This window comes from Paracoccus zhouxuedongae, from assembly GCF_041927815.1.
Lineage (GTDB): Bacteria > Pseudomonadota > Alphaproteobacteria > Rhodobacterales > Rhodobacteraceae > Paracoccus.
Window position 1 is genome coordinate 1 of sequence record NZ_JBHFHM010000019.1, and the last position, 10,635, is coordinate 10,635.

Sequence of the window (10,635 nt, forward strand, 5' to 3'; positions counted from 1 at the left end):
AGGTCTTCCTCTCCGCCGTCGCACTCGCCGCAACCGTCATGTTCTGGCTATGAAACGAGAACGAGTCCTGACCCTAGGACACGCCGTCGCGACGCGATGGGCCACGCCGAGACATTGGGCCGTGTATAAGTTGCGGGCGAGCGGACAGCCCACCACCAATCCCGTGCACCCCCTGTGCACAACCTGTGTACACATTGTGCACGCCCTGTGCCCCCACATTCCCGGCCAAATCAACGCCTTGCGCACCCCACGTTGCGCCGGTCCTCAAACCGCCGCGCGCACCCTACCAATCCGCGTGATCCTGCGCTAGGAACCCCTAAACCAACCGACAGGCGCGATCATGAAGTTCACCCTCTCCTGGCTGAAAGACCACCTCGACACCACGGCCACCGTCGATCAGATCGCCGAGGCGCTGACCGACCTGGGGCTTGAGGTCGAGGCGGTCAGCGACCCCGCCGCGCGGCTGACGCCCTTCACCCTGGCCAAGGTCATCCACGCCGAACAGCACCCCGATGCCGACCGTCTGCGCGTCTGCCGCGTGCTGACCGATGAGGGCGAAAAGCAGATCGTTTGCGGTGCCCCGAACGCCCGCGCAGGGATCACCGTGGTGCTGTGCAAGCCCGGCGATTACGTCCCTGGTATCGATACCACCTTGGGTGTCGGCAAGATCCGCGGCGTCGAATCCCACGGCATGATGGCCAGCGAGCGTGAGCTGGAGCTGTCCGGCGAACATAATGGAATCATTGAACTTCCCTCGGGTGAGGTGGGGCAGAAGTTTACCGATTGGCTGGCCGCGAACGCGCCCGAAAAGATCGACCCGGTGATCGAGATCAAGATCACCCCGAACCGGCCCGACGCGCTGGGCGTGCATGGCATCGCCCGCGATCTGGCGGCGCGGGGTCTCGGCACGCTGAAGCCGCTCAAGACCGCGGCGATCACCGGTGCCTTCCCATGCCCGATCGGCGTGACCATCGCACCGGATGCAGCCGCCAAGGCGCCGTTCTTTGCCGGTCGCGTGGTTCGTGGGGTGACGAACGGTCCCAGCCCCGACTGGCTGCAACAGCGGCTGCGCGCCATCGGCCTGCGCCCGATCAACGCGCTGGTCGACATCACCAACCTGTTCACCCATGACCTGAACCGCCCGCTGCATGTCTTTGACGCGGCCAAGGTGCATGGCAACCTGCATCTGCGCCTGTCCACGGCGGGCGAACAGGTCGTCGCGCTGGATGACAAGACCTATTCGATGCCCGCGGGTTCTGTCGTGATTTGCGACGATCAAGGCATTGAAAGCATTGCCGGAATTATGGGCGGCGCGGCCTCTGGGTCGTCCGGGGACACGACCGATGTGTTCATCGAGGCGGCCTTCTTCGACCCGATCAGCATCGCCGCCGCCGGTCGGGCACTGAAGATCAATTCCGACGCGCGCTATCGGTTTGAACGCGGGATCGACCCGGCCTTCACCCTGCAAGGCCTTGATCTGGCAACGCAAATGGTGATCGACCTGTGCGGCGGCACCCCGTCCGAGGTGGTCACGGCAGGCGCGATCCCCGATACCGCGCGCGCCTATCGCCTTGACCCCGCCCGCACCAAAAGCCTGGTCGGCATGGACATCCCCGAGGATGTTCAGCGCAAGACGCTGGAATCGCTGGGATTCCGCATGGACGGCGACATGGCGCATGTGCCCTCCTGGCGGCCCGATGTGCTGGGTGAGGCCGATCTGGTCGAGGAAATCGCCCGCATCGCCAGCCTGACGCGCCTGCAAGGCCAGCCGCTGCCGCGCCCGCGCGCCGGTGTGCCCGCGCCGATCCTGACGCCGATCCAGCGCCGCGAACGGACGGCGCGCCGGATGCTGGCCAGCCTCGGCTACAACGAATGCGTCACCTACAGCTTTATTGACGCCAAGGCCGCCGCACTGTTTGGCGGCGGTCAGGACGCCACCCGGATCGAGAACCCGATCAGCAGCGAGATGACGCATCTGCGCCCCGATCTGCTGCCCGGCCTGCTGGCCGCAGCCGCCCGCAACCAGGCGCGCGGATTTGCCGATCTGGCGCTGTTCGAGGTCGGCCCGGTGTTTTCCGGCGGTGAGCCGGGCGAACAGGCGCTGCATGTGACCGGCCTGCTGGTCGGCGCCGCCGCTGCGCGTGATCCGCATGGCAGCCGTCGCCCGGTCGATGTCTACGATGCCAAGGCCGATGCCGAGGCGGTGCTGGCGCAACTTGGCGCGCCCGCCAAGGTTCAGATCAGCCGCAAGGTGCCGGATTGGTTCCATCCCGGTCGCTCTGGCGTCATGGGGCTTGGCCCGAATGCCTTGTGCATCTTTGGCGAAGTTCACCCCCGCCTGCTGCGCGATCTGGATGTGAAAGGCCCGGCGGTCGCCTTTACGATTATCCCCGAGGCGATCCCCTTCCCGAAGGCGCGCAGCATCGCGCGCCCCGCGCTGGGAACATCGGACCTTCAGGCCGTTGAGCGCGACTTCGCCTTTATCGTCGATGCCCAGGTCGAGGCCCTGACGCTGGTCAATGCCGCTGCCGGGGCCGACAAGACGCTGATCGACGAGGTGCGGGTGTTTGACCAGTTCACTGGTCTGCCGGATGGCAAGAAGTCGATCGCCATCACCGCGCGTCTGCAACCGCGCCAAGCCACGCTGACCGACAAGGATATTGAGGCGGTGTCGGCAAAGATCGTGGACAAGGTTGCCAAGGCGACAGGCGGCGTGCTGCGCGGCTAGGTCGAGCGGGGGCTTTGCCCCCGCACCCCCAGCATATTTGGGCAAGAAAGAAGGGGCCGTCGGGTCAGCTTTCGTCGCGGAAATGTCGCGCGATGGCCTCGGGCAGGGGGAACTCGATCAGGGCACGGGCGCGGGCCATGGCTGACATCTTGCGCGCGGTGCGGTTGACGATGCGGTCGATGGCCTGGTCGTCCTGGGTGGACAGGAAATCGCCGGCATACCAGCGCAGGAAGGTGAAGCAGGCGACGTCTTCCAGCGCCTGCACCTGAGGGTCGCGCTTGATCCCCTCTTTCCGCAGCATCCGTTCGGTCTGGGCGATGGCATCGGCGCCGTAGCTCTGGGCGGCCATGATCTGTCCGGTGCGGGTGGCGTGGTGGCGGGCCTGGTCGCGGCGCCAGGTCAGGTAACCCTCGCGCCCCTCTGGGTAGCTGGCGCGGGGCAGCTTCCAGCGTTCGATATGCTGGGCGCGGCAGGCGATCTGCAACAGCTCATCGGCCTGCGGATAAAGCAGGGCCAGTTCATCCGACATGCGGCGGCCATACAGCAGGTCGGCATCGTCCGGGCCTTGGGCATTGGCGGCGTCTATGGCGGCCAGGGTGTCGGCAAGGCGCGGCGTCATCAGCGGCTCCAGGCGGTTGCGGGGTCTTCTTCCGCGAACAGGCGCAGGCGGTCGACGTCGTCGATTTCAGCCTGGTTCTGGCGCATGGTCACACCGTAATCGCGCAGCTTGGCAAAGGCGCGGGACAGGCTTTCGGGTTTCATCCCCAGGCGCCCGGCGATCAGCACCTTGTCATAGGGCAGGGTCACCTGGCAGGTGCCGCTGCTGCAATCGGACAGTTCCAGCAGGAACTCGGCCACGCGCTGCGCGCCGGTCTGGGCCTTCAGCGCCTCGACCTGGGCGACGAGGGCGTGCAGATGAACGAAGGTCGCGCCCAGGATTGACACCGCCAATTCGGGGTTTTCGCGGATGTGGCGCAGGACATCGTCGGCCTGGATGCGGATCAGTTCGCATTCTGTGACCGCCTCGGCCGAGACCGGATAGGTGTCGTGGCGGAAGGCCACGGCCTCGCCGAAGCTGCGGCCGCGGGTGAAGACGCCGACGACGGCCTCGGTGCCGCTGGGGGCCATGCGATACAGTTTGATCCAGCCCGAGGCGACGATATAGATCGCTTCGGCCCGTTCGCCTTGCAGAAAGACGGTTGCGCCCCGGTCGAAGCTGCGCAGATGGGCGTTGGCCAGAACCTGTGCGGTGACGTCATCGGGTGCGTTTGCCAGCAACAGCGATTTTCGGGCGATTTGAATATGTTCGGGCTTCATATGGCCTCCTGTCAGGGTGATGCCATATTTGCGCGGCGGCGACCAGATCAAGCGGCCGATTTGTCAGGGCGGCTGTGTTAACCTGTGCGTGACAGCATCCCCCCGGCGGATCTTTGGATGTCGCCGCGCAGTTCCAGTTCCAGCAGCGCGGGGCTGACCTGGGCCAGAGGCAGGGCGAGGTCGGCCAGAAGGTCATCCTCGGGCAGGGGGCTGGGACCAAGGCGATCAAGGATGCGTTGGTGCAGCCGCTGACCATCTTTGCCGCGCAGCCGGTCGACAAGATGCGACACGCCTTGCGCAGCAAGGGTCGAGGGCCGCGTGTGCAGGGCCGTCTGAACCCGTTCGCGCAGGCCGGGCTGGCTGTGGGGGTGCGGGCCGGAGGGGCATTGCGGTGCGGCCCTTGGTGCGGCTTCGCGGTGCGGGCGGTCGACACCAAGCGCGGCCAGCACATCCCCCGCTCCGCGCACCAGCGTGGCGCCGTCGCGGATCAGATCGTTCGCGCCGGCCGCGCGCGCATCAAAGGGGTGGCCGGGCACCGCCATCACCTCGCGCCCCTGATCGAGCGCGAGGCGGGCGGTGATCAGGCTGCCGGATTTATGCGCGGCCTCGACCACCACGACGGCGCGCGACAGACCGGCGATGATGCGGTTGCGCTGCGGGAAATGGCGGGCCTGGGGTTCGGCACCCATCGGACCTTCGGACAGGCGCAGTCCCTGTGCGGCGATCTGCGTTGCCAGATCGCCATTCTCGGCCGGATAGACGTGATCGACGCCGCCCGCCTGCACCGCGATGGTGCCGGTGTCCAGCGCCGCCTGATGCGCGGCGGTGTCGATGCCGCGCGCAAGCCCCGCCACAACGACCTGCCCCGCCGCGCCCAGTTCCGCCGCCAGATGCCGCGCCATGCGCAGCCCGAGGGACGAGGCATTGCGCGCCCCCACCAGTGCCACCATCGGCCGGTCAAGCAGGGTCACATCGCCCAAGGCCCACAGCACCGGCGGCGCATCGGCCAGATCCAGCAGCGCCGCGGGATAGCCCGGCAGGCCATGCACCAGAAGCCGCGCCCCGGCTTTTTGCCCCGCCTTCCATTCGGCGCGGGCAACGCCCATGGGGCAGGGTGTGTAATCGGTCATCCCCGATTGCGCGGCGACCTGCGGCAAAGCCGCAAGCGCCGTTGCCGGATCGCCATGTTCGGCCACCAGCCGCAACCAGGTCGCCGGGCCAACCCGGCGGGAACGGATGAGACGAAGCGCCGCCAGCGCGTCCTCTTCCTGGGGGTGTGGGGTGTTGGGGGTGTGGAAGGAAAACAACCCTGTTTTCATCGCAACCTCCGTCCCATCCGCAGCCCCTTCTTACGGGCGCAAGGTTAACGAAGGGTTTACGCCGTCCCGATTCGCCCCCGCTTTTTCGGGGGATCGCTAGAATGCTGGCGATTTTGCGGGGCGGTGCCGCGTCAGGTGGCCGATCCGCCGACCGTCAGCCCGCCGATCAGCAGGCTGGGCTGGCCGACGCCCACCGGCACCCACTGCCCCTGCTTGCCGCAATTGCCGATTCCCGGGTCCAGCGCCATGTCATCGGCAATCGCCCGGATCTGGCGCAGCGCGGTCGGGCCGTCGCCGATGATCGTCGCCCCTTTGACCGGCGCGCCAACGACGCCATTGCGGACGCGATAGGCCTCGGTGCAGGAGAACACGAACTTGCCCGATGTGATGTCGACCTGCCCGCCGCCGAAACCAACGGCATAGATGCCGTCCTTCAGCTCGGCCAGCACGGCATCACGGCTGGCCTGGCCACCCAGCATATAGGTGTTGGTCATGCGGGGCATCGGGATATGGGCATGGCTTTCGCGCCGACCATTGCCGGTGGGGGCGACGCCCATCAGCCGGGCGTTCTGGCGATCCTGCATGTAGCCGACCAGAATCCCGTCCTCGATCAGCACGTTGCGGGCAGAGGGCGTGCCTTCATCGTCGATGCTGATCGAGCCGCGACGGTCGGGCAGGGTGCCATCGTCCAGCACGGTGACGCCGGGCGCGGCGATGCGTTGGCCCATCAGTCCGGCAAAGGCCGATGTCTTCTTGCGGTTGAAGTCGCCCTCAAGCCCGTGGCCGATTGCCTCGTGCAGCAGGATGCCGGGCCAGCCCGCGCCCAGCACCACATCCATCACCCCCGCCGGGGCGGCTTCGGCGCGCAGGTTGACGGCGGCGATGCGGATCGCCTCGGCCACCAGACCCTGCCAATGGGCCGGTTCCATCAGCCCGGACAGGCCGTGACGGCCCCCGCCGCCGGTGCTGCCGGTCTCGCGCCGTCCGTCCTGTTCCAGTATGACCGAGACATTCAGCCGGGCCATGGGGCGGATATCGGTGTAAAGCCCGCCCTCGGGGCGCAGGATCACGACCTCCTGGTGGCTGGCGGCCAGGGTGGCGGACACCTGCACCACGCGCGGGTCCATGGCGCGGGCGGCGTCGTCGATTTCGCGCAACAGATCGACCTTGGTGGCGAAGGCGGCATCCAGGATCGGGTCGGATTCCGTATAAAGCCGGGTGTTGCTGCGCCGGGGCGGCGGTGCCATCACGCCGCCGCCATCCCCCACGGCCAGCCGCGCGGTGGCGGCGGCGCGGCGTAGCGCGGCTTCGGTGATCTCGGTCGAATGGGCGTAGCCGGCGGTGTCACCACGCACGGCGCGCAGGCCGAACCCCTCGGATGCGTCAAAGGATGCGGTGCGCAAACGGCCATCGTCGAACACCAGTGCCTCGGACCGCTGGCGTTCCAGAAACAGCTCTCCATCGTCGGCACCGGCCACCGCGTCGCGCAGCACCGTCAGCGCGGCGTCCTGATCCAGGTGGCTGTCGAAAGGGGCGAAACGATCATCGGCCATGGGCATCGGTCCCTGATTGATGGCGCCGGGCGACAGACGGTCATCCCTCGGTCGGGCGCTGCGCTTGTTTTGCTTGTCGGACACGCGCTTATATGCTTCAAAACCTGTGGGAGCAACGCTTGCAACCGGGGAAGGGACGCCCCGCACGCCAGCGCCCGCGGCAGGGAGAGCCGCTGAAGGGAGCCGAAAGAACATGACGATCAAGGTTTGGATCGCGCGGATGGGCGCGGCGATTGGGGCTGTTGCGGTCAGTGCGCCGATGCTGGCGGCCCAGCAGATGCAGGCCACGCAGGGGCTTGAGGTGGTGGGCCGTCCGCATGATCGCGGCATGGGCTTTCAGCCGCCGGGGTCGAACCTGGCCGTGGATCAGCAATGGCTGGATCACCTGCTGCTGTATATCATCGCCGCTGTCGTCATCCTGGTGGTGGCGCTGCTGGCCATCGTGATTCTGCGCTTCAACCGCCGTGCCTCGCCGCAGCCGGCGCGCTTTACCCACAACACGCCGCTGGAAATCGGCTGGACGCTGGTGCCGGTGCTGATCCTGGTCGTTGTCGGGTCGTTCTCGCTGCCGATCCTGTTCCGCCAGCAAGAGATTCCGGCGGGCGACGTGCATATCAAGGTCACCGGCTTCCAGTGGTATTGGGGCTACGAATACGAGGATGAGGGCATCGCCTTCGACGCCTTCATGCTGCCGCGCGACCAGTTGGCGGCCAATGGCTATGCGGATGACGAATATCTGCTGGCCACCGACAATGCGGTGGTGGTGCCGGTCGGCAAGGACATCGTGATGCATGTCACCGGGTCCGAGGTGATCCATTCCTGGACCATCCCCGCCTTTGCGGTGAAGCAGGACGCCGTGCCGGGCCGCACCGCGCAGCTGTGGTTCCGCCCCGAGCGTGAGGGCGTCTATTTCGGCCAGTGTTCGGAACTGTGCGGCAAGGATCACGCCTATATGCCGATCGTCGTCAAGGTGGTCAGCGAGCAGGCCTATCAGGCCTGGCTGGCCGAGGCGAAACAGCTTTACGCCGCCGCGACCCCGGCTGATGCCGCCGCGCCTGCGGTGCAACTGGCCTCGAACTGAACGGCTGGGGCTGTGGCCCCGACCGCCCACCTTCTGACCCGGATTCGCCATGACTGACGCGACCACCAATGTGACACTGGCCCAAGGGCAGACCGCCGATCCCGACTTTGGCGATTATGTCGCGCTGCTGAAGCCGCGGGTGATGTCGCTGGTGGTGTTCACGGCCTTTGTCGGGCTGGTGGTGGCGCCGGTGCCCGTGCATCCGTTTGTCGCCTTTTGCGCGATCCTGTTCATCGCCTTGGGCGGCGGGGCCTCGGGCGCGCTGAACATGTGGTATGACGCCGATATCGACCGGGTGATGCGTCGCACCCGCAGCCGCCCCATCCCCGCCGGTCGCGTGACCGAGGGCGAGGCTTTGGCCTTTGGCCTTGCCCTGTCGGGCATTGCCTGCGTGATGCTGGGGCTGGCGGCGAACTGGTTTGCCGCGGGCTTTCTGGCCTTCACGATCTTCTTCTATGTCATCGTCTATACGATGGGCCTGAAGCGGCGGACGCCGCAGAACATCGTCATCGGCGGCGCCGCCGGGGCCTTTCCTCCGATGATCGGCTGGGCGGTGGCCACCGGCGGCATCGCGCCGGAATCGGTGCTGATGTTCCTGCTGATCTTCCTGTGGACGCCGCCGCATTTCTGGGCGTTGGCGCTGTTCATGAAAGAGGATTACCACAAGGCCGGGGTGCCGATGCTGACCGTCACCCATGGCCGCCCCGCGACCCGCCGGCACATCCTGGCCTATACGCTGGTGCTGGCGCCCTTTGCGCTTGGCCTTGGGCTGACCTCCATCGGCGGCAGCGTCTATCTGGCCACCAGTCTGGTGCTGAACGCCTTGTTCATTCGCGGCGGCTGGCAGTTGATGCACCGGTCCGAGCCGATGGCCGAGGCCGATGGATATGCCGCCGAAAAGCGGTTCTTCCGCTTTTCACTGATCTATCTGGCGCTGCACTTTACGGCGCTGCTGGTTCAGGCCGGGCTGCGTTTCTGGGGGGGGATGTGATGCTGCGCGCCGAACACGACCTGCACCGCCGTCGCCGGGGGCGCAATCTGGGCCTGGGGCTGGTGCTGGCCGCCTTCGTGGCGCTGGTCTTTGGCCTCAGCATCGTCAAGATCCAGCGCGGCGACAGCCTTGAGGGGTTCGATCACCAGCCGCGCACCTCATTGCTGCCGCCCGATGCGCCCGCGCAACCGGTGGTGAAGCCATGACCACGGCGACCCCCGACAATGCCCGCATCGCCCGCCGCCTGATCGGCGTGGTCGTGCTGATGGGGGCGTTGGCCTGGGCGGCGGTGCCGTTCTATGACTGGTTCTGTCGCGTCACCGGCTATGCTGGCACGCCGAATGTGGCGGTGACCGGATCGGATACGATCCTGGACGAACAGGTCACGGTGCGCTTTGTCGCCAATGTCGCCGCCGGGATGCCCTGGCAGTTCCGCCCCAAGCAGACGACCATGACCCTGCGCATCGGTGAAACCGGACTGGCGTTCTATGAGGCCTACAACCCCACCGATGAACCCGTCGCCGGGACCGCGTCCTATAACGTGGCGCCCGATACCGTGGGCTATTACTTTTCAAAGATCGACTGCTTCTGCTTCCAGCAACAAGTGCTGGAACCGGGTGAGCGGGTTGAAATGCCGGTCAGCTTCTATGTCGATCCCGAGCTGGTGAACGACCGCGACTCTGGCCGCATCCGCAATATCACGCTGTCTTATACCTTCCACCGCACCGACCTACCCAAGGCCCAGGCCGCTTTGGCCGATGGGGCCGCCGTGCAGACCAACTGAAAGAACCGGGGACGACGACATGGCGCAGGCGAAAAACCACGATTATCACATTCTTCCGCCGTCGATCTGGCCGATGATGGGGGCGGTTGGCGCCTTTGTCATGCTGGGCGGGGCCGCGATGTGGATGAAGGGCATGACGCCCTATCCGTTCTTCATCGGCCTGCTGATGGTGCTGTTCGTGATGTATTCATGGTGGGCCGATGTCGTGCATGAGGGCGAGACGGGCGACCACACCCCGGTCGTGCGCATCGGCCTGCGCTATGGCATGGTGCTGTTCATCATGTCCGAGGTGATGTTCTTCGTCGCCTGGTTCTGGGCCTGGTTCAAACATGCGCTTTATCCGATGGGGCCGCAGTCGCCCGCCGTCGATGGCGTCTGGCCGCCCGAGGGCGTTGTGCCCTTTGACCCCTGGCACCTGCCGCTGATCAACACGCTGATCCTGCTGTTGTCGGGCGTCGCAGTGACCTGGGCGCATCACGCATTGGCCCATGACAATGACCGCAAGACCTTTATCAATGGCCTTGCCGTGGCGGTGGTGCTGGGCTTCTGCTTCACCCTGCTGCAGATCTATGAATACACCCATGCCCAGTTCGGCCTGGCCGGCAATGCCTATGGCGGGCCGTTCTTCATGGCGACCGGCTTTCACGGCCTGCATGTGGTGATCGGCACCATCTTCCTGGCGGTCTGCCTGTATCGCGGCATCAAGGGCCAGATGACCAAGGAACAGCACGTCGGATTCGAGGCCGCCGCCTGGTATTGGCACTTCGTCGATGTGGTGTGGTTGTTCCTGTTCGCCTCGATCTATATCTGGGGCCGGTAAGCCGCCCTTGCGATCACTGAAAGCGCGGGCCGCAATGCCCGC

At 66.3% G+C, this 10,635-nt stretch carries 10 protein-coding genes; 6 read left to right on the forward strand and 4 right to left on the reverse strand.

Features of this window, described 5'->3' with window-relative positions:
* The first annotated feature begins 340 nt into the window (after positions 1-340).
* Positions 341-2,728, forward strand: a complete 2,388-nt coding sequence (pheT, locus tag ACEYYA_RS14595; protein ID WP_374801655.1) for a phenylalanine--tRNA ligase subunit beta — start codon at positions 341-343, stop codon at positions 2,726-2,728.
* A 64-nt stretch (positions 2,729-2,792) separates the two neighbouring features.
* Here the strand turns inward: pheT and ACEYYA_RS14600 are convergent, their stop codons facing one another.
* The 4 genes from ACEYYA_RS14600 to tldD form a co-directional block, all read right to left on the reverse strand.
* Entirely contained in the window at positions 2,793-3,347 is a 555-nt protein-coding gene (locus ACEYYA_RS14600) for a DUF4202 domain-containing protein (protein WP_374801656.1), read from the reverse strand.
* The gene (locus ACEYYA_RS14605; RefSeq protein WP_374801687.1) at positions 3,347-4,045 is read right to left on the reverse strand and encodes a Crp/Fnr family transcriptional regulator; all 699 of its coding nucleotides are present in this window, start codon (positions 4,043-4,045) and stop codon (positions 3,347-3,349) included. Before ACEYYA_RS14605 ends, ACEYYA_RS14600 begins: the two co-directional genes overlap by 1 nt.
* Positions 4,046-4,122: 77 nt before the next feature.
* Positions 4,123-5,364: a DNA-processing protein DprA gene (gene dprA, locus ACEYYA_RS14610; protein ID WP_374801657.1), complete on the reverse strand. Its 1,242-nt coding sequence runs from the start codon at positions 5,362-5,364 to the stop codon at positions 4,123-4,125.
* Positions 5,365-5,495: 131 nt separating this feature from the next.
* Positions 5,496-6,917 (reverse strand): metalloprotease TldD, encoded by a 1,422-nt coding sequence (gene tldD, locus ACEYYA_RS14615; RefSeq protein ID WP_374801658.1) that lies wholly within the window; start codon positions 6,915-6,917, stop codon positions 5,496-5,498.
* 259 nt (positions 6,918-7,176) lie between these two features.
* Between tldD and coxB the strand changes: the two genes are divergently transcribed.
* The 5 genes from coxB to ACEYYA_RS14640 are packed head-to-tail and all read left to right on the forward strand — an operon-like array spanning position 7,177 to position 10,593.
* The gene (coxB, locus tag ACEYYA_RS14620; RefSeq protein ID WP_374801688.1) at positions 7,177-7,998 is read left to right on the forward strand and encodes a cytochrome c oxidase subunit II; all 822 of its coding nucleotides are present in this window, start codon (positions 7,177-7,179) and stop codon (positions 7,996-7,998) included.
* 49 nt (positions 7,999-8,047) lie between these two features.
* The gene (gene cyoE, locus ACEYYA_RS14625; RefSeq protein WP_374801659.1) at positions 8,048-8,989 is read left to right on the forward strand and encodes a heme o synthase; all 942 of its coding nucleotides are present in this window, start codon (positions 8,048-8,050) and stop codon (positions 8,987-8,989) included.
* A complete protein-coding gene (locus ACEYYA_RS14630) occupies positions 8,989-9,195 on the forward strand; it encodes a hypothetical protein (protein WP_374801660.1) in 207 nt (68 codons plus the stop codon). Before cyoE ends, ACEYYA_RS14630 begins: the two co-directional genes overlap by 1 nt.
* Positions 9,192-9,773: a cytochrome c oxidase assembly protein gene (locus ACEYYA_RS14635; RefSeq protein ID WP_374801661.1), complete on the forward strand. Its 582-nt coding sequence runs from the start codon at positions 9,192-9,194 to the stop codon at positions 9,771-9,773. The genes ACEYYA_RS14630 and ACEYYA_RS14635 overlap by 4 nt, the downstream gene beginning before the upstream one ends.
* A gap of 19 nt (positions 9,774-9,792) precedes the next feature.
* Entirely contained in the window at positions 9,793-10,593 is an 801-nt protein-coding gene (locus ACEYYA_RS14640; RefSeq protein WP_374801662.1) for a cytochrome c oxidase subunit 3, read from the forward strand.
* The last annotated feature ends 42 nt before the right edge of the window (positions 10,594-10,635 follow it).

What these genes read in the sequence shown, in the direction of transcription:
- pheT (WP_374801655.1), top strand. Translation starts at nt 341, where the DNA reads ATGAAGTTCACCCTCTCCTGGCTGAAAGACCACCTCGACACCACGGCC.
- ACEYYA_RS14600 (WP_374801656.1), bottom strand. Translation starts at nt 3,347, where the DNA reads ATGACGCCGCGCCTTGCCGACACCCTGGCCGCCATAGACGCCGCCAAT.
- ACEYYA_RS14605 (WP_374801687.1), bottom strand. Translation starts at nt 4,045, where the DNA reads ATGAAGCCCGAACATATTCAAATCGCCCGAAAATCGCTGTTGCTGGCA.
- dprA (WP_374801657.1), bottom strand. Translation starts at nt 5,364, where the DNA reads ATGAAAACAGGGTTGTTTTCCTTCCACACCCCCAACACCCCACACCCC.
- tldD (WP_374801658.1), bottom strand. Translation starts at nt 6,917, where the DNA reads ATGGCCGATGATCGTTTCGCCCCTTTCGACAGCCACCTGGATCAGGAC.
- coxB (WP_374801688.1), top strand. Translation starts at nt 7,177, where the DNA reads ATGCTGGCGGCCCAGCAGATGCAGGCCACGCAGGGGCTTGAGGTGGTG.
- cyoE (WP_374801659.1), top strand. Translation starts at nt 8,048, where the DNA reads ATGACTGACGCGACCACCAATGTGACACTGGCCCAAGGGCAGACCGCC.
- ACEYYA_RS14630 (WP_374801660.1), top strand. Translation starts at nt 8,989, where the DNA reads ATGCTGCGCGCCGAACACGACCTGCACCGCCGTCGCCGGGGGCGCAAT.
- ACEYYA_RS14635 (WP_374801661.1), top strand. Translation starts at nt 9,192, where the DNA reads ATGACCACGGCGACCCCCGACAATGCCCGCATCGCCCGCCGCCTGATC.
- ACEYYA_RS14640 (WP_374801662.1), top strand. Translation starts at nt 9,793, where the DNA reads ATGGCGCAGGCGAAAAACCACGATTATCACATTCTTCCGCCGTCGATC.